A 26,974-nucleotide genomic window follows, 5' to 3' on the forward strand; every position below is an offset into this window, starting at 1 on the left:
ATGGCGATTAATACAGATAAAAATTCATATACGATCATCTTTGCAATTGCAATGGTGGTTGTAGTAGGCGCCTTATTAGCAGGAATATCTTCAGTTTTAAAACCTAATATCACTGCTAATAAAATTACAGAGAAGCAGCAAAATATTTTGTTTGCTATGGGAGTTACTGATACCGAAGATCCTAATGAGTTTGTTCCTGCAGAAAAAGCGGAAGAGCTTTTTAATAAGTATGTGGGAGATGAAAAATATATCATTGTAGGTGATGTTGCAGAGAAAACTGAAGATGCTTTTAACATCGAGGTAAAAAAAGAGAATGATAAATTAAAGCAAGACCCAAATTACAAACGTAAAATGCCTTTATTCATCGGTAAAAAAGATGGAGAAGAGTTTTATATTGTTCCTATGAGAGGAAATGGTCTTTGGGATGCGATCTGGGGATATGTATCTTTAGATAAAGAATTTAAGAAGGTAAAAGGAGCATTTTTTGATCACAAAGGAGAAACTCCTGGATTAGGTGCAAATATCAAAGAAGCATATTTTAGAGATGACTTTATTGGAGAAAGCATATTAGACGCTGCTGGAAACTATAAAGGGATTACGGTAAAGAAAGGTAATGGAGATCCTAAGAATGTGAGAAAAGATGACAATGCTGTGGATGCTATGGCGGGAGCTACGATCACTGGTGATGGTGTTACGGCTATGGTAAAGAAAGGGATCAAAATGTATCAACCTTATTTCGCAACTTTAAAAAAATAACAAATGGCTGAAGTAACAGAAGAAAAAGTTGAAGTTAAAGCAAAAGAGCCTAAAGAGCCATTGTTTTCGAAGAAGAATAAAAAGCTACTAACAGATCCACTTGCTGATAATAATCCTATTACAATTCAGGTATTAGGTATTTGTTCTGCATTAGCAATTACTGCGCAGTTAAAGCCATCTATCGTAATGGCGATTTCGGTAGTATTTGTTTTAGGAATCGGTAATGTGGTAATCTCATTGATGAGAAATATCATTCCTTCTAAGATTAGAATTATCGTGCAATTGGTAGTTGTTGCTACCTTAGTAATTGTGGTTGATCAAGTACTGAAAGCATTTGCATATACACTCAGTAAAGAACTTTCAGTATTTATTGGTTTGATTATTACTAACTGTATTATCATGGGACGTTTTGAAGCATTTGCTTTGGGTAATGGTCCTTGGAAATCTTTCCTAGATGGTATTGGTAATGCAGCAGGATACGGAGTATTGTTGATCATCGTTGCTTTCTTTAGAGAGTTATTAGGATCAGGAACACTATTCGGAGCTAAAGTATTAGGAGATCCGATCGAAAAGACTGGAGTATACGCTTTTGGATACGAGAATAATGGTTTTATGGTATTAGCGCCAATGGCATTGATCACGGTGGGAATCATTATCTGGATCCAAAGAAGTAGAAATAAAGCATTAATTGAAGATCATTAAAATAAAGAAACATGGAATATTTAGAGTTATTTTTAAAATCGATCTTTATAGATAATATGGTATTCGCATTCTTTTTAGGAATGTGTTCATACCTTGCGGTTTCCAAAAAGGTATCTACTGCGGTAGGTCTTGGAGCAGCTGTTATATTCGTTTTGGCAATTACAGTGCCTTTAAACTTTTTACTAGATAAGTATATTCTTAGAGAAGGTGCTTTGGTTTGGTTAGGTCCTGAATATGCAGATTACGACTTAAGTTTCTTAACTTTTATTTTATTTATTGCTACCATAGCTACTATGGTACAATTGGTAGAGATTATTGTAGAGAAGTTTTCTCCGTCCTTATACAATTCATTAGGTATATTTTTACCACTTATCGCGGTAAACTGTGCGATTCTTGGAGGGTCATTATTTATGCAACAAAAAGAATTTGCGACGATTTCACACGCGGCGGTTTACGGAATAGGATCAGGGATAGGATGGTTCTTAGCAATTTTAGCGATTGCCGCTATTAGAGAAAAGATCAGATATTCTAATGTGCCTGCTCCGTTAAGAGGATTAGGAATCACATTTATTCTTACTGGTTTAATGGCGATTGGTTTCATGAGTTTTGGAGGAATGTTAACTGGTGGAGAAGAAGAAGAGGCCAAAAAGAAAGAAACTGTGCAAGTGAAAGAAGAGACTGCTAAAGAAGTAGCAGAAAATACTAACGTTTCAATACTTAAATAATATGATATTTTTAGCATCTACAGTTGGAACAATCGTTATCACCATTATTTCATTTTTGGTGTTAACATTGGTTTTAGTTGGGATTTTATTGTTTGCAAAAGACAAATTATTACCATCAGGACCTGTAAAGATTACCATTAATGGAGAAAAGGAGATAGAAGTAGCTTCTGGAGGTACTTTATTATCTACTTTGGGTAATGAAAAAATATTTTTACCATCTGCATGTGGTGGTGGTGGAACCTGTATACAGTGTGAATGCCACGTATTAGAAGGTGGAGGCGAAGCATTACCTACAGAAACGCCACACTTTTCTCGTAAAGAGTTACAGCATGGAGCGCGTTTAGCTTGTCAGGTAAAAGTAAAACAAGATATGAATATCCAAATACCAGAAGAGGTATTTGGTATCAAGAAATGGGAAGCAGAAGTTGTGCGTAACTATAACGTGGCTTCTTTTATCAAAGAATTTGTAGTTCGTATTCCGGAAGATATGGGATATAAAGCAGGAGGATATATTCAGATAGAAATTCCACCTTGTGAAATTAAATATTCTGATATTGATATTACTGCGCATCCAGAGGAGCATGAAACTCCAGACAAATTCAAAGCGGAATGGGATAAGTTTGGTTTATGGCCATTAGTGATGAAGAATGGAGAAACTGTGGAAAGAGCTTATTCTATGGCTTCTTACCCAGCAGAAGGAAGAGATATTATGCTAAATGTTCGTATTGCTACTCCGCCATGGGATAGAAGTAAGAATGCTTGGATGGATGTTAATCCAGGTGTGGCATCTTCTTATATTTTCGCACAGAAACCAGGAGATAAAGTGACTATCTCTGGTCCTTACGGAGAATTCTTTATCAATGAATCTGAAGCAGAAATGCTTTACGTAGGTGGTGGTGCAGGAATGGCGCCAATGCGTTCTCACCTGTATCATTTATTCAAAACCTTAGAAACTGGTCGTAAAGTTACCTATTGGTACGGAGGACGTTCTAAAAGAGAATTATTCTATTTAGATCATTTCCAGCAGTTAGAAGATAAGTTTCCTAACTTTAAATTCTATTTAGCTTTATCTGAGCCTTTAGAGGAGGATAATTGGAAAGTAAAGAAAGATATCAATGATACGGAAGGCGATGGATTTGTAGGATTTATCCATAATTGTGTGATCGATAATTATCTAAATCATCATGATGCACCTGAGGATATAGAATTATATTTCTGTGGTCCACCATTAATGAACAAAGCAGTTCAAAAAATGGGAGAGGATTTTGGTATTCCTGATGAGAATATCAGATTCGATGACTTTGGAGGATAGGACACCTAGTGTCTATTACATACTTTTAAAAACCGATACATCACTGTATCGGTTTTTTGTTTGCCTTTGTTTTATATTCGATATAGGACTCCGAAATAAAAATTATCTAATCCTATAGAAGTAACAAATCTATCGTTTTCGAAAGAAGAAGTACTATTATTATCCTGATTAACTGCATTACCCTTTGTTTTTTCATATCCAATTCTTCCTATTCTTGAGGTTAAGGATAGTCTTTTATTTAAGAATAAATTGATTCCAGGGCTTAAACCAATAGCAAAGCTTTCTGTTTCTCTTTCTCCTGTGGTAGTAATTACTTGTGTATTAAAAGATCTGCTGTCTCCATTTAGTTTGGTATAAGAAGTGGCGATTTCTGAAAAAAGTGAAATTCTTTTTTTAGGAGTAAAAAAATATTTACCAGATATGCCAGCAATATAACCCGATTGATCAAATCTGGATATCGTTTCCGTCTCAGAATGTTGATTAAGATACCCCAGATTAGCACCTATCATAAAATGATCAGAAATGAAATATCCAATTTCGGGAATGATGGCTAGGTTACTAGAGTTTTGATCATTGCTAAAATAATCTATATCACTAATATATTCTGATGAGCTATTTGTTTTTGAGTAATTTATAGATCCAGAAATGGTAAAATCTCCTTTGTTGAACCCATATGTTGTTTCATCTTGAGCAATAGTATTTGAGTACCCTAGTAAAGCTACTAGGATTGATAAAATAAAAGTTTTCATTAGTCTGAAATTTAAGATTAAAATTATATTCAAATACCGGTATTGTTGCTTCTAATGACGTTTCACTTAAAATGGTGTTTGTTAATAAAATCCCAAATTTGATGGTTGTTGTTTTTTTATGTTTATTTCTGCAACGGATAGTAAATATTGGTGTTCTTTCTTAATTAGAGTGTTCTTAAATTAGTCGGTTTCTTATGAAAAAATATGTTTTTGTTGGATTGGTAATAGTTGTTTTAATTCTTTTGATTAGAACCACTTCTAAAGGTAGACATCTAACAAATCATGTAAAAGGAACAATAACAGAAATGGTTTCCTCTCCTAATTATATCAATAAAGAAGGTGATTCGATTCTTACCAGAGTAGCGTTGCCTGAAGGTTACAAAAGGAAAGAATATTCTAAAGGTTCTTTCCAGGATTATCTACGAAATTACCCATTAAAAACGTATGGATCACCAATTATAAATTATGATGATAGTAAGTATTTTGCTCAGCATTGGCATGATGCTATTTTAGAAGTTCCAGTTCCAAAAAATGGATTGCAACAATGTGCTGATGCACTGATGCGATTAAGAGCTGAATATTTATGGGAGAAGAATCGGAAAGACGAAATAGGTTTTAATTTTACTTCAGGGCACTATTGTTCATGGAAAAAATATGCCGAAGGGTATAGACCAAAAATAAAAGGCAATAAAGTTAGCTTTCATAAGACAGCTGCCGCAAACAATTCTGAAGCGAATTTTTATAGATATTTGAATTTGATTTTCACCTATGCAGGCACCTTGTCTTTAAGTACAGAACTGCCAAAAGTTGCCATAAAGGATCTAAAAATCGGAGATATGTTAGTAAAACCTGGAACTCCTGGACATATCGAGATTATTGTTGATCATGCTGTTGATGAAAATGGGAAATCACTCTTTTTGTTAGCGCAAGGAAATACTCCAGCGCAAAATGTGTGTTTGCTTAAAAATTTTGAAGATACGAAGATCTCTCCTTGGTATAGGTTTGCGGAAAATGAATCCGTATATACTCCAAGTTATTATTTTGAAAATCCAATTTTTATTAGGTTCAAATAACACTACATTTTTAGAGAGAGTGGTATCTTTGCAATATTATGTCCAGAATTTTAACGAAACAAGAGTTGCATAATCTAGCAATGAATATTGTTGGAGAAGATTTAGAGAAGAAAGGTTATGAATTTATTGCTATTAATAGCAAATTAGGGAAGCATCCGCAGTTCGTATGTATCGATAAATCTAATCAGCGCTATTTTGTAATTGTCAAAGCGATTGCGTATCCAGATAACCCTCATAATTATGATATGATTTGGATGGAAGCTTTTAAGAAACATGCCAGAGAACAAGAAGCTAAAGTGTTTTATGCTGGGGTGGGATTACAAAACTCGGAAAACCCAAATAAGCCCGTTTTTTTGAATGAAGAATATGTGTTAGAATATGCTGGACTGCAAGTTATTGAAACACATCTCAATTAATTTTTTTAGAATGAGAAGCCTTCTTTTTTTATTCCTTTTTATAGGTCTATTTTCCTGTAAACAAACTCCAAAAAAAAAATTAAATTATACCAATGGAACTGCCTTTGGAACTACTTTTTCTGTTCAGTTTATAGCTCCTAAAGAAATTGATCTTTCTGCATCTTATGATAGTATCGTTGCTGTTATCAATACCTCTATGTCAACCTATCAAAAGGATTCTGATATATCTAAAATTAATAGTGGAGATACTACGATAGTTATTGATAGTCACTTTAAGAAAGTATTTCAAGCATCAAAAAAGATATACAAACAAACAGATGGTGTTTTTGACCCTACTATAGGCGTTTTAGTAAATGCTTGGGACTTTGGACCAGAAGGGAAAGTAATAGCACTAGATAGTCTTAAAATAGATAGTTTGTTGGTTTCAGTAGGGTTAAATAAGGTTAGTTTACAAAATGATAAAATTGTAAAACAATACCCTAATACATTTATTGATTTTAATGCTTTGGCAAAAGGATATGCAGTAGATGTTTTTGCCGAGTTTTTAGAAACTAAAAATATAGAAAACTATTTAGTTGAAATCGGTGGCGAAATTAGAGGTAAAGGAAGTAATTTGATCAAAGAAAAGCCATGGAGAATAGGAGTAGAAGATCCTAATTTTGATGATACTCAGTCTTATAGTAAAGTAATAACTTTACAAGAAGGAGCTATGGCAACTTCTGGAAGCTATCGTAAGTTTAAAATCGACGAAAATGGGAATCGATATGCTCATATAATTAATACTAAAACGGGCTATCCTTCTAAATCAAACGTACTTAGTGTTTCTGTTCTTGCAAAAAGTTGTATGGAAGCTGACGCATATGCCACAGCTTTAATGTCTATGGGATTAGAAAAATCGAAAGATTTTTTAAGCGCACATTCCGAAATAAAAGTATACTTCATTTACGAAAATGATCAAAAAGAAATAACAACACTTGCTGTTAATGGTTTTCCAGATTAAGTGAATTAGTTATTCTGATCATTAGTTCACTCATTGAAGATTCGAGTTCCCTAATTTTGGCTTTCTTTTGATAGGTACTTCAATTAGTTTTAAGGTGTAACGCAAAAGAGATAGTATAATTAGCAACATAGTTGCTTTTTAATTCGTCTTTTGTAGAGAAGCCTACTTTTTATGTAACAATGGAACAAAAATTGATACTGATAAAGTGGGGTATTAACTAACTAATTATTCATCAATATGGGGCAACATGATGAAAACACTATTTTTCAAGGTATCCGAAATGGAGATCCGCAAGTCTTAAAGAGTTTTTATAACAGAAATTTTACTATTATTCTTAGTTATATTACTCGAAATTCTGGAAATGAGAATGATGCCGAAGACATCTTTCAGGATGCTTTAATTTCCTTATATCAGTTTTTAAAAAAGGAAGATACATTACATTTGCGGTGTTCGATTCATACCTATTTTTATAGTATCTGTAGAAATTTATGGATTAGTAAATTACGCAGAGCTGGGAAAGTTTCTTGTTGTGGAAAAATCAATGAAATTGCATTAGAGTTGGAGCCTTCCATTCTCGAAGATGCAGAGGTAAAAGAACAAGAGCAATTATACCGAAAGCATTTGTTAAGTCTTAATTGTAAGTGTAAGAATATACTTTTTTTGTTTTTTGAAGGAAAGAGCATGAAAGAAATATCTAAACTTACTAATTATTCTGAAGGATACGTTCGAAAAAGAAAATTCGAATGTAAAGAATATTTAATTCAATTGATTGAAAATGATCCTTTGTATAAAGAATTGATATTGTCGAGTAGAAGAAATATAAGAAAAAATGTTTCTTAGAAACTGAGTTACTATTTCGAACAAACTGGTAGTATTTCTCCAGGAGCAAGACAGTATTTAACTACTTCTTCTTCAGTAAGTCTATTTGTGTAGTCAACTTCTTCTACTTTAAAACCTATGGATCTTAGTTTATCGAAATAATCTTTACCGTACACTCTTACATGATCGTATTGCCCAAAAATCTTTGCACGTTCTTTTGGATCAGTAATACTATTATCTTCGAAGGTGATATCTCTGCTAAGGTCTTGAGGTATTTGTAAAATAGCCATTCCACCTGGCTTAAGTACTCTCAATAATTCCTGCATAGCTTTGGTGTCATCAGGAATATGTTCTAACACATGATTACAAAAGATAATATCATATTCATTTGAAGCAAAAGGGAGATCACAAATATCTGCCTTAACATCTGCAAGTGGTGAGTTTAAGTCTGTAGTAGTGTATTCAAGGTTTTTTAATCTTCTAAACCTTTTATAAAAAGCTTGTTCCGGAGCAAAATGTAAAACTTTATGTTTTTTAGTGAAAAAATCGGTTTCATTTTTAAGATATAACCATAATAATCTATGGCGCTCTAATGATAGTGTTGATGGAGAAAGTACATTTTCTCTTTGGTTACCATATCCATAAGGAAGAAACTTCGAAAAGCTTTTATCGTCAATTGGATCCGTAAAAGTGTTTCCTTTTAGGAAAAAAGAAATGACAGGTCGAACCAAATAGCTAAGACGAATTAATATAGGTCTTGGTATGGTATTTAATATGAATTTGAAGAGTTTTTTCATAAATGTAGAATTACGCAAAGGACACTAAGAAAACCCAAAGTTTCTCAAAGTTTACATTATAAAACGTTTTATTCCATTTTTAAGCAAACTTACATGGAAATTAATAAGAAGTCCAAGTTTATATTCTCCGAGTTTTAAGTAAGTGAGAATTTGTGCAGAATGAACATCCGTAAAATATTCTACCGTTTTTAATTCTATAACAACTCTGTTTTCTACTAGGATATCAATTCGGTAACCTTGGTCCAGTTTAATTTCTTTGTATACTACTGGTAATGGTTTTTCTTTATGGATTTTTAATCCTCTTTTTTTTAATTCATAACACAAACACTCCTGATAAGCAGATTCAAGTAAGCCTGGTCCAAGATTTTTATGAACTTCTATAGCACATCCAATTACAATTTTAGATATTTCGTCTTCTGTCATTCTTCTTGGAGATCCTTCGTGAATTCTTAGTGAATCTTTGTGAAATAATAAAAAAACTAAACTACCAGTAATTCTTGTCTAAAAGCATCTTCCTCATCAGATTCAATACCTAAAGCCTGGTAGATATATTTAAATGTAGAAAGTATTTCTGGTTTACCGTCTATAATAGCAACATCATGCTCAAAATGTGCACTTGGTTTTCCGTCAGCGGTTAGGATTGTCCAACCATCTCGTAATTGTTTAATACGCTGTGTTCCCATATTAATCATGGGTTCTATGGCAACTACCATTCCTTCTACAAACTTTTTGCCTCTTCCTCGTCTTCCATAATTTGGCATTTCAGGATCTTCATGCATTTTACGACCTAATCCATGTCCTACCAATTCTCTTACGACACCATAACCAGCTTCTTCTGTATATTGTTGAATAGCATATCCAACATCGCCCACTCGTTTTCCAACCCTTAGCTCTGCGATACCTTTATACAAAGATTCTTTGGTGATTTTTAGAAGTTGTGCTACTTCGGGAGCAATTTCTCCAACTGGGAATGTATACGCATGATCTCCATAAAAATCATTCTTAATAGCTCCACAATCAATCGAGATAATGTCGCCTTCCTCAAGTGGAGTATTATTAGGAATACCATGAACTACTTGTGCATTCGGACTCATACAAAGCGTATTCGGGAAATCATACAATCCCAAAAAACCTGGAATCGCACCATGATCTCTTATAAACTCTTCCGCTAACTTATCCAATTGTAATGTAGTAACTCCTGGTTTTACTTCTGTTGCAAGCATTCCAAGGGTTTTAGATACAATTAATGCACTTTCGCGCATTAGTTCAATTTCTTCACGTGATTTAGTTATGATCATAGTATCCTTTGTTATGGGAAGGCAAATTTACAAAGAATATTAAGATTCAACCGATGGATCTAACTTTAATATGATTTGGTAAAATTTTCTGATATCCGTGGGTGTTAATTTCAAGGATTTGCTACTAAAATTATAAGAATTAGGATATGACGCATATTTTTTTTAAAAAAAAAAGTATCCTTGAAATCCCTTGTTTTTAAAGGCTTTTGTTGAAAAAAAGGAAGAGAAAAACATAAAAAAATAAAAAAGTACGCAGCGTTTTTGAGTTTTCAGGTTTTAGTAATAGAAAACCCATTGTAAAATTCATTAAAAAAAGTAAACCATGAAAAAATTATTGATTTGTATTGTAGCTTTAGGATTAATCGCGAGTTGTGCTGTAGAGGATATGGATGATACTATAGCTATTCAGAATTCTGATAAAGAAAATTTTGAAATGTATAATAGCTTAGATGGAGCTATGGATAGTTTTGACCTAATTTCAGAACAGGCGTTTAATGAAGTTCAAGCTTCTTCTAAGAGTTCTTCTAACAGTTGCGCATCATTAGAATTATTGATTGCCTATAATGAAAACCCTATACCTGGGTTTGCAAACTATGATTACTATAGCAAGATGGTCTTAAATTATACCGAAGAACAATGTCAGTTTGATGATTGGACCGGAAGATTAGAATATTATGTAGCAGGAGTGTTTCAGGAAAAGTGGAAAGATTCTACCGTTTTTAAGAATGTAAGAGGAGATGAAGGTTATAGTTTTGATGGATATAGAGTAGCAGAACAAAATGCAGATTTAAGTACAGAAACGACAAAAGTTTTTGATGTAATTATCGATGGTGTTATTACCGAGCCTGATGGTGATTCTTACCGTTATACGGCAAATAGAAATTTTACATTCGAGAATAGGTTTACTGCAGATGAAGTAATTACTTTAGAAGAATCTTCTTTAATAGAAGGGATTACACAAACCTATTTTATGAAATCTGAATCGGTTAGTGGTAATCCGCTAGTGTATAAAGTAGCCTGTTTTGGTCGCCCTACTTTCTTAAAATATCCAGTACAAGGATCATTAGATTTCTCTAGTAGTTTTGGAGTTAATTTCAATATAGATTTTGGAGATGGGTCTTGTGACAAAGAAGTTGTACTCACTGGAGATAATGGAGAATCTATTGTTTTTGATTTATAATAGATAGTTTAGTTAAATTTAAGAACTGCTTGAGATTATTTTCAAGCAGTTTTTTTATGCGCTTTTTTTAGAAAGCTACTTAGTTTTATATATTCTGGTATGAAGGTTTTATTATGATCTTTATTTCTCTATTCTTCAGAATTAATAAAGTGTTGTCTTTTAGAGTTTGATATCTTACAAGGAATTTATGTTGTCTAAATGGTTTAGTTTAATACACACTCATCAGTACTTATTTGATGTGTTGGCTGTTAAGGCTATTAAATGGAATACTATCTGCTAATATTTTCTAACAACACGTCTTTCTTCTATGAATAATAAGAAATGATCTTCGTTTTATTTCAACTTGATTTGATCTTGTTTAAAGCTTTTAAGTGATATTATAGATCGCAACTTTTTCCTTCTATTAGGAATATGCCGTCTTTTTTAGATAACTTTAATTTCAAAGAAGCTGTTAGTTCTTTTAAGATATCTGCGATGTTGTCGTCGGTAAAAGTACCGGAATATCTGCAGTTAAGAATGTCGCGATTTTTGAGTATGATTTTAGCATCATAATTGTCTCCTAAGTCTTGAATAACTGAATTCACAAGAGCATTGTCATAATTAAGTTCTTTAGTTTTCCAGGCGAATTGATTTGGCGCTTTTTTGAGTGTTTTGATTCCTTTGCTATCAGCTTTCAGGCTTTCTCCGGGAGCTAAATCTTTTATTTGTTTGGTTTTATTGTGTACTACTTTTGCGGTACCATGTATCAGTGTCATTACATCAGCTTGGGCATCAGAATGAATAGCAAATGAATTGCCAGTAACTTGTATTTTACAATGTTTTCCGAAAATGATAAATGGTTGATTTTCGTTGTCTTTTACATTAAAAAATACAATTCCATTAATATCCGCTCTACGAAATCCTTGTTTGGTGGCGGTGAAGTTTACTTTACTGTTTTTTCTAACTACTATAGTGCTCGAATCTGGTAGCTGATTGTATTTAGTTTTTTCTGTGGATGCGTATTTGCTGGATGCAGTGTATGTAATTGTAATTACTCCTTTTTCAATAATTTCATCTTCTGCTCTCAGCGTGGTAACATCTACTTTATTCGAGATTTGATTTTTTTGGTCGATTTCAATAGGCTTTACTAGCGTATCGACTGTAATTTCTTTTTCATCCTTATTATATACACTGTCTACTGGTTTTGAAACGAGATTTTTGTTTTCTTTAGGAGTTGATATCTCAGTAGTGACCTCTTTTTCTTTAGTAGTTTTAATATTTTTAAAATAATAGAGAGTAAATACCCCAATAGACATCAAGAGAATAATACCAAAAGCGTACCAGTAAAATAATTTTTTATCATCCGGTTTATCCTGAACAGCATCGAAAATTTGGTCAAAATTATCCTTGGAAGACACAACTGTATCATCCTTAAATTTTGACTGTAAAAGTTCTTTAAAAAGATCTTTATCTTGTTTCATTTTATTCCTATTTCTGCCGAATAACTAATATTTTTTTATTCCTTGAGCTCTCATGTTCTCTAAAAGCTTTTTTCTTGCTCTTGTATAATTAGACCTAGAGGTACTCTCTTTAATCTTTAAAATCTTTCCAATTTCTTTATGTGAATATCCTTCTATAGCATAAAGGTTTAATACATATCTATATTGTTCTGGTAAATCATTAATAAGGTTTCTAAGTTTTTCTACGGATAGCTGTTTGGCTAATTCTTCTTGTTCGATTTCATTTAATTCATGGGTTTCTCGTTCTTCTATCATATCTGAATTATCTACAAGTACTGTTTTTTTTATTTTATGCCAGTGATCAATAGCACAATTAATTACAATTCTTTCGATCCAACTTCCTAATGTCCCTTGATCCTTATATCTTTTTATGTTTTTAAATACTTTAATAAAGGCTTCCTGAACAATGTCTTCTGCGTCTGATCTGTTTTTACAATAGCGCAGACTTACCGCGAGCATTCTCGGCATAAAAGTATTATATATTTTTTCCATGGCATACCGGTCGTTCTTTTTACAAGCTTTTACCAGTTTGCCTTGCTCTTGTTTATTCATGAATAAGGGTTAGTGCTTACTCTCATAAAATATAACTGAGAATTCAGGAATACGCTGCGTGTAATTCTATAGATATTTATAAAATTACTTTAAAGATACTAAAATGAGTGTTGGGTTAATAAGTGCTTTTTCATTTATCTTATGAAAACAGCGTTTCAACTTTGTTCAGATATGACTTGTCGAAAAAATAAATTCTAGCGAGGAATACTGATTAATTTTAGGGTATAATATAAAATAATATAGTCATGAAGTATTTATACCCCTTTTTTCAGTTCAGTTTTAAAATGTGTGCTAACTTTATCAATGAGCTTGCTCAAGGATCAGGATATGCGCTAAGAAGATAAATACGTTAATTAATTAAATAAATAGGTATGTATTTTATCTTTAAAAAAATGTGTAAAAAATAAAGATGAGTCTGTGATTGCGAACTCATCTTTATTTTATGGATTTGTTTTTATTTTACTAACAACGTTTTTTGAGTCATTGCCTCAGGTTGTTCAATACCTATCAAGTCTAAGATAGTTGGAGCAATATCGCCCAATACTCCATCCTTTACTTTTATTTCTTCTTTATCTATCATGATCATTGGCACTGGATTAGTGGTATGTGCCGTATGAGGAGATCCATCAGGATTAATCATAGTTTCACAATTACCATGGTCCGCAATTAAAATGGTAGTATACCCATTTTCTAAACCATTTGTAACTACATCTTTTACGCACTCATCTACCGCCTCGCAAGCTTTTATGGCAGCATCCATTACTCCCGTATGTCCAACCATATCACCATTCGCAAAATTTAAACATACAAAATCGGTATCTCCTTTTTGTAGTTCCGGAACAAGGGCATCCCTAAGTTCATAAGCACTCATTTCTGGTTTCAGGTCATAAGTGGCAACTTTTGGAGAGTTTCTAAGAATTCTGGATTCTCCTTCGAATGGTTCTTCTTGGCCTCCAGAAAAGAAAAATGTAACATGTGGATATTTTTCCGTTTCAGCAATACGAATTTGCTTCTTACCGGCTTTAGATAATACTTCTCCTAAAGTTTCAGTAATATTATCTTTATCATAGATAACTTTGATGTCCTTAAAATTTTCATCATAGTTTGTCATAGTTACATAATATAACGGTAACTTTTTGGTGTCGTAATCTGGCATATCTGATTGTGATAACATCTCTGTGAGTTCTCGTCCTCTATCTGTTCTAAAATTAAAGAATAGAACAACATCATTCTCTTTAATAGTTGCTACAGGAGTATCTCCTTCTATTAAAGCGATTGGTTTTATGAACTCATCTGTAATGTCGCCGTCATAATTTTTCTGGATACTTTCTATGATGTTAGAAGAGTTCGTTCCTATACCATTAACAATAAGATCGTAAGCTAGTTTTACGCGTTCCCACCTTTTATCTCTATCCATAGCATAATATCTACCTACTACAGAAGCTAATTTACCAGTAGTTTTAGTCATATGTTCCTGAATATCTTGTATATGACCAATTCCTGATTTTGGATCAACATCTCTACCATCTGTAAATGCATGTAAGAATACATTTTCTAAGCCCTTAGAATGTGCTACATCTAATAGACCTTTTATATGATTAATATGAGAATGAACACCACCATCACTAACCAATCCTAATAAATGAACATTTTTGTCATTTTCTTTAGCATAGTTCAATGCATTGATAAGGGCAGATTCATCTTTGAGTGTATTATTTTGGATGGCCATATTTATTTTAGCCAAATCTTGATAAACTATTCTTCCAGCACCTAAATTCATATGTCCTACTTCGCTGTTTCCCATTTGACCATCTGGAAGTCCAACATGAAGACCATCGGTTCGTAAAGCAGCATTTGGGTATTTAGTATATAAGCTATCTATGAATGGAGTTTTAGCATTGTCAATAGCAGAAACTTTTGGGTCTGGTGAAGTTCCCCATCCATCAAGAATCATTAGGATTACTTTTTTGTTCATTTTTCTTAAGATGATTTTGGTGTATGTTCAATTAGAAATCTCATATTATCTGAAATCAGAATAGGAAGCTAATGTACAATATAGAATAGAAGTGCCCAAAAACGGATGGTTGTTAAACCTTAATTTTTTGTTATCAATAGCGCTAATTTTCAGTTTTTTTTGAGGAAGTAATAATAGATTCTTTTCATAGATCATTAAAATAAGTAATTCATATAATTCATGGGGTTTTGATAATGATAATTTAATTTTTGTTAGATTTTAAAAAAGAGATTTATGATCAAAAGATTATCTTTTAGGTTTTCCGTAGCTATTTTATCTTTAATTTAAATATGTATTATTAATAAGTTAATTTTTTAAAATATTATTAAAATTTTAAGTGAATTATTAAATAATTATCTGTAAATTAATTACTTGTAAGAAGTTAAGATGCCTTTTAGGGTTTCTAAAGTTAAATTCATTTACTAACTATAATAATTCACAACATTATGAAAAAATCAATTATGACAGTACTGATGATTCTTTTTATCAGTTCCGTAAGCTTCGCTTCAGAAGAATTACAGATTTTGGATATTCATGACTATGAACTCACGAATAATGACATAGATCCTTTTTTTAAGGCAGTGATTAAAGGTGATTTAGAAACTGTGGCAAAAATGATAGAGGATGGAAGCGATGTAAACCTAAGAATAGGCGGAAAAACACCATTAATGTATGCAGCACGTTATAATCGAGCAGATGTTATTAGGTTATTAGTAGGAAAAGGAGCTGTTGTAGGTGCAAAAGATAATCAAGGTAATACAGCTATGAAACTCGCAGAGTTAGCAAATGCTAAGGAAGCTATGGAGGTCTTAAAAGAAATGTCTTAGGTATTCTATTTTCAAAGACAAAACTTGAATAAAAAAAGCTTCGATTAGTTCTCACTAATCGAAGCTTTTTTTATTGTATACTATATTCTTCAATAGCTTCTTGTATTTTTTCGATGCGGTTATCAGGATCAGGATGCGTACTTTGAAATTCTGGAGTTCGATTAGGGCCAGCAGCTTTTTTTAGTATTTCCATAACCCCAACCATTTCCTGTGGGTTATAACCTGATTTTATCATAAATAGTACTCCTAGTTTATCACTTTCTAACTCATCATCCCTACCATTTCCGAGTAAAATATTCTGTCCAATTCCACTAACTAATCCACCAGCGTCTGCACCAACTGAAGCTCCGGTAGAAATGGTTTTCCAGAATTCATGTTCTGCAATACGTTCTGCAGAATGTCTTCCTAAAACATGACCAATCTCATGCCCTAAGACCCCAGCCAACTGATCTTCATTTTGTAATTTTGAATATAAAGCATAAGTAATAAATATTTGACCACCTGGTAATGCAAACGCATTAATCGTATTCGGATCTGCTAATAGATGAAATTCGTATCGATAAGGAGATTCTCTAGCCATAGTATTGTCAACTAGTTTATTTCCGACATTGTCAACATAATTTTGTAATCTCTCATCTGGATATAGACCACCATGTTGTCTTGCCATTTCTGGTCCGCTTTGAAGTCCAATAGCTATTTCTTGGTCGGTTGTCATATTTATATTTTGGACTCTATTGGTATATTCATTAAGTGTTTTGTTGTTACACTTTTTTATGAAAGCAAAGGCTACAATAGCCAGACCTATGAGTATTCTAATTTTTAAACCACCGCGTCTCATGGAGTTATATATTGGTTAGTATATGGCTGTTTTCTATTGTATAAAGTTACTAAATATAAAAGTTGCTTACCAATTAATGTTTTTATTCATCTTTGGTAAGCAACTACTAGAGGTTTTGTGATTAAGCTATTGAGCTTGTGTAGTGCTAACTAGCATAGCGGATGCATGGTTATCGATAAAAAAGTTGTGTATAATAGTATCTACCATTTTCATCTTTAATAGCAGCAATACCTGTATAGGTATAATTACCTTCAATATTATCTTTGTGGCCAGAACTGTTAAGCCATCCATCTACAACGCTCTGGGCATTTTGATAAAATCTAGCCACATTTTCTGCGCTGGCGGTAGCATTTTCTTGATCATTTAGAGCATCACTTCTTTGAGCAAAATCATCATGATTAATTTGTTCTACTGAAATCATGTATCTGGTATGATCAATTGCTAATTGCTCTGCGGTATTATTTTTAGATAAAGGAGATAATCCCTGACTTTGTCTATGTTGATTTACTAATGTTAAGATAGCATCTGCAATATTCAATTCATTAACAAGTTCTGAGTTTTGCTCACTTAGATTGTCGGCATCATCTTCAGAAGAACATGAGGTAACGAATGCAATAGCTAATACTACATATAAATATTTCAAAAAGGTATTCATAAGATTGAGGGCTTTGTTTTATATAACTAGTATATCATAAATTTAGTATGTGTTACAATAATTTTGGATTGATATCAAGAATGTTTTCATTCAAATATTTTTGAATGAATTTAGAAGTGAAATTAGTACTACCCATCAAAACAGCTTTTTGAAGTTCGGTTTTAATATCTAATTTTCGAAATTCTTTAAGCATAGGAACAGAACTGGGAGCATAAGAATAATGCCATGGCTCATATTTAAATCCTTTTCTTCCATTTTTATTGGTATATACTAAATAAAAACCATAATCATTAGCGTTATGGTCCATCCAAGTTTTAAATCTGGAAAAAGGGCCTCCATTATGAAAATGTTTTTCTAAAAGAACATCTCTAGGTTGTTTTACACTACCATCTACGATATCCAAATCAGTTCCCCAATGATGTCTAGAAGTACCAGGAATCGTAGAGTATTGAATTATTTTTTCAATAGCTTTAATAGGAGAGAGGCCACTTGCTATGTATCGTTCGTATTTTCGTTCCCAAATTCTATTTTGGTGTGCGTAATCTCTATAGCTAGAAACAACTTTTAGCTTTATACCTTCTTGTAATGCTGCACTTTTCATTTTTGAGAAAGCTTGGTTGGCCTTTTTTCTAAGTTTATATCCTTCTCCTACAAGTACAGGATTTCCTTTACCCATCAGATCTTTCTTGGAGATGCTAGATTGTAGATCAGTAAAGGAAACTGATGATAAGCCTATAACTCCAAGTGCACTTACTTCAATGAATTTTTTTCTTTTCATGATGTCTAACTGTTTAAATTACCAGAAGTTATTAAAGTTGATAAAGCTTTAACTATATACAATTAAGATAGGATCCCGTCGACAATACCGTAGTCCAAAGATTCTTGAGCATCCATCCAATAGTCGCGATTAAAATCTTTCAGTACTTTTTCAATGTCCTGTCCGCAGTTGTCTGCTAAAATTTGGGCACTTAGCTCTTTAGTTTTTAAAATTTCAGTTGCCTGAATTTCTATGTTAGAAGCTTGTCCTCGTGCTCCACCACTAGGTTGATGTATCATAACTTTAGCGTTTGGTTGAATAAACCTACGACCTTTTTCACCAACACTTAGAAGTATAGACCCCATCGATGCTGCCAATCCTGTACATATGGTGGATACAGGGCTTTTTAGGGCTTTTATAGTATCATACATGGCAAAGCCCGATGTAACATACCCACCTGGACTGTTAATGTATAGTTTGATTTCTTCATCATTGATCATGTCTAAATACATCAATCTATCTATGACATGCTTTGCAGATTTATCATCAACCTGCCCCCATAAGAAAACACTACGTTCTTCTAAAAACTTCTTATCTATAATATCCTGGATTTTTCCTGATTTTTCTTTCATAAAAAATAATATCGGTTTTAAACTTTAGCTAAAATTAAAACTATTTAGAAGAAATTACGAAATAATAATCAACAAATTCGGTCTTTGAAAAAGAGAAGTTCTTTTTTTAACAAGATTTATGAAATTATGTAGTTTCGGAACAAGTTTGGTTTAAATATTCCTAATCCGTACGGAACCTGTAAAATAATTATTAAACCTGTTTATGGTAAAGAAGAGTATTATCTGTTTAAGTATAAATAACCAGCTCTATCTTTAATACCTTCTACATTAAGAACATAGTAATAAGTACCTACTGGAAGTTCTTCTCCTTTTGCTATGGTAGCTCTACCTTGTGAGATGCCATTAAATGCTTCTGCAGTTTGTTGAACTTCGTGATATCCTTTTTTATTGTAAACAAGAACTCCCCAACGGTTATAGATAAAAAGTTCATTATCTGGAAATTGAGCTAAACCTTGAATAACAAAAGTATCATTAAATCCATCACCATTTGGTGAAACAGCGGTAAAGATTTCTAAGTCGCCATCAAGGATAACGCTAGAAGTTCCAAAAGTTAGTACTGTGTAATTATCTGGTACAATAATTTCTGATGTGATCTCACCATTATCAAGATCTCCTATGAAACCTGCATTACCAAGATTAACCCATTGTCTTAAATTTGGTTCCCATCCTACAACTCTAAGATCTTCTAAATCTTCTACCAAGGTAGGAATATTGCTGTTAGCATCCCAAGTTAACGTAACTCTGGTTTCTTGATCACCATCTACATCCCAAAATTCGAAAATGCTTATACCAAATAGTAAGTCACCGAATTCGTTAGTGTCAAAACTTTCAGAAAAGAAGTTTGGGAAATTAGGATTTTCAAAATAATATGCCGCTTTTGCTGTATTAGTAGCGGCAAAACTTTCGATACGAGCAGGTCTTAAACGAAAATCATCACCAATCGGAAAAGTAAAATCTAACTCTCCTGTAATGGAAGCATAACCATCTACATAGCGATCGTTATTTTCTCCTAGGTAAGGAGCGTCGTCTAAATAATCTAAGGAAACATCTCTTTGGTCTCTAGGAGTAATTACTCTACCATTTGTAAATTCTTGGAAATTTGAAACTCCCATAGCAACTTCTAGAAACAAGTCATCTTGTACATCAATCTCAACATCATTAAAGACAGGTCTATTTGTTCCAGATACTGTTAAACTGTTTTGATTGTAAAAACCAGTAAATCCAGCATTTTGATCAAAAGTACCATCGTTCTCCAAGTCCATATGGAAACCCACTTGACCTTGATCATGTATTTGTACATTTCCGAAATTGTGAAATGATTGTTGTGCTTGAGCTAAGAAACTAGCAAATAAAAAAGCAACTATGTAGAATTTTTGTAGGGGCATCAAATTCAAAATATTGTTTTTACGGGTTAACCGTAAAATTGTTACTGCGAATATAAAAAAATTATTCATACATAATAATTTTTTACTAAAAAATTTTCCCAAAAGTATCGTTGAAACGCAACTTATAATCGATGAATGGTTTTTATGACACGATTAGCTGTTTTGAACCTACTTTTAGTCTTACAAAAAGTTTGAAAACATATTATCCTAACAAACTATAATTTAGTTTGATTGATAGATAAATTGATAATAAAAAATGAAGAATTCTGGAGTGTTTTAAAGCCCTGAATTGTATTTTTTAGTGAGTATGTTACATTGATGACGATGTTTATGCATAGTGTTTTGGTGATCTCAATTTTTTAGTTAATAAGGGTTCTATAATGTTTACGTTTTGTTTTTTTGATATAATAGTTAGTAAATCAGAATTGTTAGTTAGGATTTACTCTATAGGTTATTTTTCTATTAGTTATAACGGTAGCTCCTCCTACGATTGTTCCATTTCCAAATTCTGAGGTGGAGTTTGATAAAGTTGCTGTTGAGGTTACTAAGCTTCCTATTGGGATTGCTGAGGATAAAGGTATAATGATGTTAAATCTATTTGTGGTATCGGTACTTCCATCAGCATCATTGTAAAGCGATACGTTTGTATCAGAGTCAGAACCACCTCCTTCAACTCCAGAACCAAGATATATTTGTCCTTCACCATAATCCTGAGTAAGCCCAAGTTGATTATCTCCAGCAGTAGCTGTACCTTGATTAATATCGGTTAAAAAGACTTCTATGGTAGCTCCAGGTCTAGACCATCCAACTATCCTAAGGTTTGTTCCAGATATTGTTACAGACTGCAAAATGGGGAAGTTAAGACTTCCGTTAGGCCCTGCATCCACATCACCTGCATCATTAAGAGTAACTCCATCATTGGCTATATCGATACCTAGTGCATCTGAAACAGTTCCATTTGCAAAAATAGAATTTTGTGATATAAGATTTCCGGAAGTTGTACCACCTGATACAATTATTCCAGCGCCTGCATTATTGGTAATAATATTATTAGTTACGGAAGAATTGCTTTGTACTAAATTGATTCCACTGAGATCGGTACATCCGCCTCCGCTATTACTACCAGATGTAGTAATTGTATTTTCAGAAATAACTACATTTCCTTGGTTATCAAAAATTCCAGTAGCTGCAGAGCCATCAATAAGATTGTTTCTAATGATAACACCGCTTCCGTTTGCAATTCTTACATTATACTCACAGGCTCTAAATCCATTATTCGTAATGTGGTTATTTTGTATTATGGATGAAGTTCCTCCATTAACGGAAATTCCGAAATCTGTATTGGAAGCAATATAATTACCGTCAACAGTAACCGTTCCTCCACTTATTTCTATTCCATCATCTTGATAACTTCCAACACCTACTGTACCAACAACTCCTAAAGCATTTACTCCTAATAAATTTTGAGTAACTAAATTTCCTGATCCAGAATCCTGGCGAATACCTCTTAGGTTTCCACCATAAATTGATAAATTTCTAATTACCAAATTAGAGGCTTGTAATCTAATAATTTCTCCTCCATCTCTTCTTATCTGAATTTCAGGCAGATTATAGTTTGGTAAAGCAGTGGCAGATATACCAACGTTTGTGCCACCTGATCCAACGGTTCCAGCATTTGTATCACCAGAATAAGCCGTTTGAGTTCTTCCATCTATGTGTGTTGAATCGTCGGTAATAATATCAAGTGGGTTTGCATTAGGTAAGTTGATATCAAAGAATCCCGTGGCAAAGTTTGCATCTGCTGTTCTACCTAATGGATCACCAGTAGGAGGTATCATAAAGATAGATACGTCTTCACCTGCAGCAGGATCGAATATACTATTCGTTTCAATATCTAATCCTGTTTCATCTAAATTATTAGCATTTACTACAAACTGACCAAGAGAACCTTGTCCTGTAGCATTGGTATTTACAATAGTGTTAAAATTGAAACCAAAATCTACATCCACAGCACCTTCATTATTAATAGTTATCCCAGATACAGTTTGTGCACCTAGAAGTGTTCCAGCAGCAACATCTTCATTGGCAGGATTAGCTCCACCTACTTCATTGGTTACAGGACTTAGAGTGCTGGATGCAAATGTTGATTTAAAAGTTTGAACAGGTAAACAATTGGCACACGCAGTTCCTCCTCCTCTTGTAGAGTTTACAGTATTATTAACGACACGTAATGAGTAGGTTCCGTTGGCCATTCCTCCAATATTGTAATCTCCGTTAGCGTCTGTAATGTCAGAATCAACAAAAGTACCCGTATTATCATATAATTCTACTAATACACCTTCGATACCAACACCAGAAGAAGTCGCTAAATCCCTTCCAGGGCCACCTGGATAATTAATATCTTCGAAAACAGTTCCCGTTATTAGGTTACTAGGCACTTTTAATAATACAGAATTAAGTATTACAAAGTCTCCAGCAGTCTGGACATTTGTAGTTGCGGTCGTTTCACCTTGTGCGATAAGTGATGAAATGTCATAAGTGTCTAAATCAAAACCAAACAAAGAAGAATCATTAATTACCGGACTGGCAGTATCATCATAAATGGTAGAATTAAATACATTCGCTAGGGTAGGTGAGTTATTACCATCTCCTGTTAAATTCGTGGTTCCCGCCCCAGTGGTTACGGATATAATTTCGTTTCCGGTTCTTGTCGGATCTCCTTCCCAAGATAGTACAGAAGTTTTGGATCCAGACGATCCAATGGCAAAGAAACCATCAAGAGTGTAACTCGAAGTTACTACTGCACCGTTTCCTCCTCCTTGTGCATCAAAACCATTATACATGTTAATACTTACGGCTGGTAAGGTAGGATTGGTATAGAAAATATATAGAGACCAACCTCCAAATACAACCGATCCACAATAAGCTTGACTGTTATCAATTACTAAATCTGTAAAAGTATAGGTTGCAGTAGAAGGATCTGGTAAACTTGTAACTATAGAGGTTACATCACTAACCATCCCATAGTAAAAACCAAATGCTGTGTTTACTACATTTGCAGTAACAGATTGCCCTTGAAATGTAACTACATCATCAGCAGCAAAACCAGAGTGCCCCCAAGTTAAATAGGCTCTTTCTATTGTAGATCCAGCTAAAATTGGAGTTGTTAAGGTATTGGAAGAAGAGGTTGTTATAGAACAAGGGTCTACACCTTCATCTGCTGTTCGTAATGTACCTGCTGTAAGTGCATAATCATAATAACCGTTAAAGTTTTCAAATAGAGTAAGAGGAACATCATCTCCAATAGCAGGATCTCCGTCATCCAGGATAGTTCCAATTCCGCTTATCAAGCCTACAACAGTAGATGGGTTACTTAAATTTAAGAAAAACCTTTCTGTATTTTCTGCAAATGCATTATCTATAATAGGTACAGTGATCGTTATACTTTGTCCTGGTGTTCCTGTAAAATTTAAGGTTCCTGCTGTTGAGGTAAAGTCAGAATCTGCATAGGCCGTATCATCAATAGTTGTGTAATCAACAGAAAAACCACCAGGAATACTTGCACCAGAAAAGGTTGCTGTAAATGTAGCTGACCCATCATTTTCATTTACAGTTACATCGTTCAGTGTAACGAGGCTATTTCCCGCATTTGTACAAGAAATATTAGCTTGCCAACCTGTTCCAGTAACTGAACCATCTGAATCAAAAATAAAAGTTAAACATCCTGAGGGGTCAGTGGAAATTACAGTCGTTGGTATATTTCCGTTGTTATATGAATCTATTAATGTAGTAGTAGTTGTACCTTCATAGACCAGTAAAAAGTCCCAAACATCCTCAACATCAAATGAGGTGAAATTTAATACGATCGAACTCCCTGGAGTATCGGGACAAAGAGTGTAGGTGATAGTCTCATTATTACTGTAGAATCCATTGATCGAACCACTATCAACAAATATCCCACTACAAGTAGTGTCAGTGACTGTATCCGTAATGATAAATGGACTGTCATCATCTACAATCGTTCCAATTCCTTGATTATCTGTTATATCCACTAATGCACTACTAACATTGGAAAGGTTTATGAAAAATGTTTCATCTCCTTCGATCTCAAGATCATCTATAATATCAATAGTAATTGTTTGTGTTTCTCCGTCATTTCCAGTAAAAGCGATCGTAGGATTTGGTGTAGTTGTAGCAGTATAATCATCTGGTTCGGTGGCTGTATTATTAGCAGTTGCGTATTCTACAGTAAATCCTCCAGGAACATCCCTAGTGAGTGTTACAGTAAATGTGACTGTTCCGTCTACTTCGTTTACAGATACATCGTTAATACTTATTCCAGCATCGTTGTCTGTAATAGTTCCAATACCTTGGTTATCGGTGATGGATACCAAACTACTACTAGAATTGCTTAGATTAACCAAAAAGGTTTCGTCAAGTTCAAAATCTCCATCTTCCAAAATAGTTACTGTGATCGTTTCCGTTTCGTCCAATGTTCCAGCGAAAGTTAGAGTTCCACTAGCAGCGGTATAATCGTTATCTGCAATCGTAGCAGTATTATTTGCAGTGGTAAAATCTATAGTATACCCACCTGGTAAAGAACCGCCAGATGATGTAACTGTAAAAGTAGCTGTTCCATCTGCTTCACTCACCGAAATATCATTGATTGTTATAGATATTGCGTCACTGGCATTGATTGTTCCAATTCCTTGAGAGTCTGTTATGGATACCGAGCCATCACTTGGGTTACTTAAATTCACTGAAAAAGTTTCTGCAGCTTCAGCTATGGTATCATCCAAAATAGGAATAGAAATGGTTTGAGTTCCTAAACTGGTTCCGGTAAATGTAATAGTACCCGAGGTACTGCCATTAAAATCTGCTGCTACTGTGGATATATTGGTAGTATTATAATCTACAGTAAAACTGCCTGCAGTAGTACCTCCCGAATGGGTAACTGTAAGATCCAGAGTTCCTGCATCTTCATTGACAGCGACATCGTCGATGGAGATTTCGGGGTTTGATGGTAATATCCCTGCAAACTGCACATTATCTATAAAAATCCTATCATTATTACCCCAGTTGGTATCGGTTGGTTTTGATATAAATTGAATGGCAGAATTTGCAGATATTTGTGCTGTACTAAGAACATAGGTGACAGAGCCATTAGTATTCGTATCAATTCTTTCTACTAATTCCCATGAATTTGTGCTGTCATTCCATAAATTAACATCTAAATCCTCTCCACCTCGATTAGTAGCAAAATAATCAAAAGTTAGGGTAACAGAAGTGTAGGCAGATAAATCTATATTCCTTTCAATAAAGTCAGTATCTATATTTCTGAAAAGTAAACGTCGGCTTCCATTAGTGATGAAAATAGTACCACTAGTTGCGATATCGTTATCCCCTGTTTCGTCCCACGAAGTAGTCCAAGCTGTATTTCCATTACTGTTATTATATGCTCTGACATTGAAATTGTCCAAAAAAGTATCCTGACCAAATATATGTATACTTGGTAACACTATTAAAAGCACTAAAAATAAGTAATATGTTTTGTGTGTTAAGTTCATGAAACCTTTTCCTTATTAAACTACTTAACAACAAATACTACATTAATCAATGAATTAAAGTCTGCTGGAGTACCTATGATGTCAAAGGTCATAACTCCATTTGCATCTATTGCCACGTTTGCAAATACTGTAGGATCATAAAACGTTACATAATAGTATAGTTCATTCGCTGCATATGTTGGAATAGCTCCTGGTGCACCTGTACTTGATGCAGAAGTAGCAGCATTTGCTAGCGTAAATTGATCAATATATTGTTGATATAAATTTATACTTTCATCACCTGGAGCAGCTGGGTTAGCAGATAATACACTCGCATCAATCGCAATCGATGGCGGATAGAATATTCTTGCAGCTTTAGAGGTAATAGGAGCTATATCCTGGATAACATCTTCTACTGTTGCCTCTGTATTACCATCTCCATCAACATCTACTGGAGTATCAGAATTAACCTGTGATGCAGTTTGATCATCTGAACCTACTGATGCTGGATCAACGGTTACTACATCACCATCAGCTTCAATTCCTAAGAATCGAGTAGGAGTATTGTCAAATTGATAAGTGTCGATTGTTCCATATCTACTAAACCTAATTTGATTGTTATTTCTTAAGCTTAGAGTTTCTTGAATATCTAAAGGATCTCCTTGGTTTCCTCCAGCATAGAAATTAAGACCATTATTATTACCATTAGCTGTTGTACCAAAACCAATAGCAGCAGCATATGCATTACCAGAGTTTCTAAAGGCAATACCAACTTCTCTAGCGTTATTAGTTCTTCTAAGTGTTAGGGTATTTCTATTATCTAAGTCAGAATTAAACTGTAGATTAAAGTTACCCATAGTCATTGTTCTATTGCCTGTTAGTGTACCGTCAGTGTTGTAAATATTTTCATTTAATCCAGATAAATCAACAGTTTGGTCAGCTTCTCCATCTCCTTCTAAAGAAAGTGAAAGAATATTATTAGTACTATTAAAATTAAAATTGTCGATTGTTTGGTCATCTGTACCGTCAAATGATGTGGTAGTATTATCTTCTGATGTATAGGTATAAGTTATATTGTCAGAGGTAGATAATGTTGTAACTGTTTCATCTATATCCACTGTTGTTCCTCCCGTGAAGTTGACTGTGGCTATTCTGTTACCATCAATAACATTAGTTACACTTTCGATATAGCTAGGTCCAGTCGGTCCAGTGGCACCACGAGCTCCTGTCTGACCAGTAGCTCCTGTTTGTCCTGTAGCTCCAGTTTGACCAGTAGCTCCCGTTTGTCCCGTAGCACCTGTTTGTCCTGTGGCTCCTGTTTGTCCAGTAGCACCTGTTTGTCCAGTAGCTCCTGTTTGTCCTGTAGCTCCTGTCTGACCAGTAGCTCCTGTTTGTCCTGTGGCACCTGTTTGACCCGTAGCTCCTGTCTGACCAGTAGCTCC

Annotated in this window: 24 protein-coding genes; 10 read left to right on the forward strand and 14 right to left on the reverse strand. The window is 33.9% G+C overall.

What is annotated here, in order from left to right; translation table 11 throughout:
* From Q1B37_RS04195 to nqrF, 4 genes are read left to right on the forward strand one after another with little or no spacing between them, the layout of a single operon-like run.
* Positions 1-756, forward strand: coding sequence for a Na(+)-translocating NADH-quinone reductase subunit C (locus Q1B37_RS04195; protein WP_299602690.1), 756 nt, complete (start codon positions 1-3; stop codon positions 754-756).
* 3 nt (positions 757-759) lie between these two features.
* Positions 760-1,458, forward strand: a complete 699-nt coding sequence (locus tag Q1B37_RS04200; RefSeq protein WP_299602688.1) for an NADH:ubiquinone reductase (Na(+)-transporting) subunit D — start codon at positions 760-762, stop codon at positions 1,456-1,458.
* An 11-nt stretch (positions 1,459-1,469) separates the two neighbouring features.
* Positions 1,470-2,183 carry an NADH:ubiquinone reductase (Na(+)-transporting) subunit E gene (gene nqrE / locus Q1B37_RS04205; protein WP_299602685.1) on the forward strand — a complete coding sequence of 238 codons (714 nt, stop codon included), beginning with the start codon at positions 1,470-1,472 and terminating at the stop codon, positions 2,181-2,183.
* A gap of 1 nt (position 2,184) precedes the next feature.
* Positions 2,185-3,495: an NADH:ubiquinone reductase (Na(+)-transporting) subunit F gene (gene nqrF / locus Q1B37_RS04210; RefSeq protein WP_299895781.1), complete on the forward strand. Its 1,311-nt coding sequence runs from the start codon at positions 2,185-2,187 to the stop codon at positions 3,493-3,495.
* 71 nt (positions 3,496-3,566) lie between these two features.
* On the opposite strand, the gene Q1B37_RS04215 is transcribed toward nqrF, so the two are convergent.
* Entirely contained in the window at positions 3,567-4,244 is a 678-nt protein-coding gene (locus tag Q1B37_RS04215; protein ID WP_299602681.1) for an outer membrane beta-barrel protein, read from the reverse strand.
* Positions 4,245-4,438: 194 nt separating this feature from the next.
* Between Q1B37_RS04215 and Q1B37_RS04220 the strand changes: the two genes are divergently transcribed.
* From Q1B37_RS04220 to Q1B37_RS04235, 4 genes are all read left to right on the forward strand, one after another.
* Complete coding sequence (locus Q1B37_RS04220; protein ID WP_299895783.1) at positions 4,439-5,317, forward strand: DUF4846 domain-containing protein; 879 nt, start codon at positions 4,439-4,441, stop codon at positions 5,315-5,317.
* A 38-nt stretch (positions 5,318-5,355) separates the two neighbouring features.
* Positions 5,356-5,733 (forward strand): Na(+)-translocating NADH-quinone reductase subunit F, encoded by a 378-nt coding sequence (locus tag Q1B37_RS04225; protein WP_299895786.1) that lies wholly within the window; start codon positions 5,356-5,358, stop codon positions 5,731-5,733.
* Between the two features lie 10 nt (positions 5,734-5,743).
* Positions 5,744-6,733: an FAD:protein FMN transferase gene (locus Q1B37_RS04230; protein ID WP_299895788.1), complete on the forward strand. Its 990-nt coding sequence runs from the start codon at positions 5,744-5,746 to the stop codon at positions 6,731-6,733.
* A 237-nt stretch (positions 6,734-6,970) separates the two neighbouring features.
* Positions 6,971-7,573 (forward strand): sigma-70 family RNA polymerase sigma factor, encoded by a 603-nt coding sequence (locus Q1B37_RS04235; RefSeq protein ID WP_299895792.1) that lies wholly within the window; start codon positions 6,971-6,973, stop codon positions 7,571-7,573.
* 11 nt (positions 7,574-7,584) lie between these two features.
* On the opposite strand, the gene Q1B37_RS04240 is transcribed toward Q1B37_RS04235, so the two are convergent.
* From Q1B37_RS04240 to map, 3 genes are read right to left on the reverse strand one after another with little or no spacing between them, the layout of a single operon-like run.
* On the reverse strand, positions 7,585-8,349 hold the full coding sequence (locus Q1B37_RS04240; protein WP_299895795.1) for a class I SAM-dependent methyltransferase: 765 nt from the start codon (positions 8,347-8,349) through the stop codon (positions 7,585-7,587).
* A 51-nt stretch (positions 8,350-8,400) separates the two neighbouring features.
* Positions 8,401-8,772 carry a GxxExxY protein gene (locus tag Q1B37_RS04245; RefSeq protein ID WP_299895798.1) on the reverse strand — a complete coding sequence of 124 codons (372 nt, stop codon included), beginning with the start codon at positions 8,770-8,772 and terminating at the stop codon, positions 8,401-8,403.
* 56 nt (positions 8,773-8,828) lie between these two features.
* Positions 8,829-9,647: a type I methionyl aminopeptidase gene (map, locus tag Q1B37_RS04250; protein WP_299895801.1), complete on the reverse strand. Its 819-nt coding sequence runs from the start codon at positions 9,645-9,647 to the stop codon at positions 8,829-8,831.
* A 322-nt stretch (positions 9,648-9,969) separates the two neighbouring features.
* Between map and Q1B37_RS04255 the strand changes: the two genes are divergently transcribed.
* Positions 9,970-10,827, forward strand: coding sequence for a hypothetical protein (locus Q1B37_RS04255; RefSeq protein WP_299602660.1), 858 nt, complete (start codon positions 9,970-9,972; stop codon positions 10,825-10,827).
* A 377-nt stretch (positions 10,828-11,204) separates the two neighbouring features.
* On the opposite strand, the gene Q1B37_RS04260 is transcribed toward Q1B37_RS04255, so the two are convergent.
* The 3 genes from Q1B37_RS04260 to gpmI form a co-directional block, all read right to left on the reverse strand.
* Positions 11,205-12,287: a FecR family protein gene (locus tag Q1B37_RS04260; RefSeq protein ID WP_299895804.1), complete on the reverse strand. Its 1,083-nt coding sequence runs from the start codon at positions 12,285-12,287 to the stop codon at positions 11,205-11,207.
* 24 nt (positions 12,288-12,311) lie between these two features.
* Positions 12,312-12,878: an RNA polymerase sigma factor gene (locus Q1B37_RS04265; protein ID WP_299895807.1), complete on the reverse strand. Its 567-nt coding sequence runs from the start codon at positions 12,876-12,878 to the stop codon at positions 12,312-12,314.
* Between the two features lie 454 nt (positions 12,879-13,332).
* On the reverse strand, positions 13,333-14,853 hold the full coding sequence (gene gpmI, locus Q1B37_RS04270) for a 2,3-bisphosphoglycerate-independent phosphoglycerate mutase (RefSeq protein WP_299895810.1): 1,521 nt from the start codon (positions 14,851-14,853) through the stop codon (positions 13,333-13,335).
* 485 nt (positions 14,854-15,338) lie between these two features.
* Between gpmI and Q1B37_RS04275 the strand changes: the two genes are divergently transcribed.
* A complete protein-coding gene (locus tag Q1B37_RS04275; RefSeq protein ID WP_299895813.1) occupies positions 15,339-15,719 on the forward strand; it encodes an ankyrin repeat domain-containing protein in 381 nt (126 codons plus the stop codon).
* 70 nt (positions 15,720-15,789) lie between these two features.
* On the opposite strand, the gene Q1B37_RS04280 is transcribed toward Q1B37_RS04275, so the two are convergent.
* The 7 genes from Q1B37_RS04280 to Q1B37_RS04310 form a co-directional block, all read right to left on the reverse strand.
* Positions 15,790-16,557 (reverse strand): M48 family metalloprotease, encoded by a 768-nt coding sequence (locus Q1B37_RS04280; RefSeq protein ID WP_299602646.1) that lies wholly within the window; start codon positions 16,555-16,557, stop codon positions 15,790-15,792.
* A 169-nt stretch (positions 16,558-16,726) separates the two neighbouring features.
* Positions 16,727-17,212: a CAP domain-containing protein gene (locus Q1B37_RS04285; RefSeq protein WP_299602644.1), complete on the reverse strand. Its 486-nt coding sequence runs from the start codon at positions 17,210-17,212 to the stop codon at positions 16,727-16,729.
* 52 nt (positions 17,213-17,264) lie between these two features.
* On the reverse strand, positions 17,265-17,990 hold the full coding sequence (locus tag Q1B37_RS04290) for a M15 family metallopeptidase (protein ID WP_299895816.1): 726 nt from the start codon (positions 17,988-17,990) through the stop codon (positions 17,265-17,267).
* A 62-nt stretch (positions 17,991-18,052) separates the two neighbouring features.
* Positions 18,053-18,601: a ClpP family protease gene (locus Q1B37_RS04295; RefSeq protein WP_299602640.1), complete on the reverse strand. Its 549-nt coding sequence runs from the start codon at positions 18,599-18,601 to the stop codon at positions 18,053-18,055.
* A gap of 218 nt (positions 18,602-18,819) precedes the next feature.
* A complete protein-coding gene (locus tag Q1B37_RS04300) occupies positions 18,820-20,055 on the reverse strand; it encodes a gliding motility-associated C-terminal domain-containing protein (RefSeq protein ID WP_299602637.1) in 1,236 nt (411 codons plus the stop codon).
* Between the two features lie 359 nt (positions 20,056-20,414).
* Positions 20,415-25,553: a Calx-beta domain-containing protein gene (locus tag Q1B37_RS04305; RefSeq protein ID WP_299895819.1), complete on the reverse strand. Its 5,139-nt coding sequence runs from the start codon at positions 25,551-25,553 to the stop codon at positions 20,415-20,417.
* 20 nt (positions 25,554-25,573) lie between these two features.
* Positions 25,574-26,974 (reverse strand): collagen-like protein (locus Q1B37_RS04310; RefSeq protein WP_299895822.1); only part of this gene is annotated, 1,401 nt, incomplete at its 5' end.

The sequence above is a fragment of the uncultured Aquimarina sp. genome (assembly GCF_947492965.1).
Lineage (GTDB): Bacteria > Bacteroidota > Bacteroidia > Flavobacteriales > Flavobacteriaceae > Aquimarina.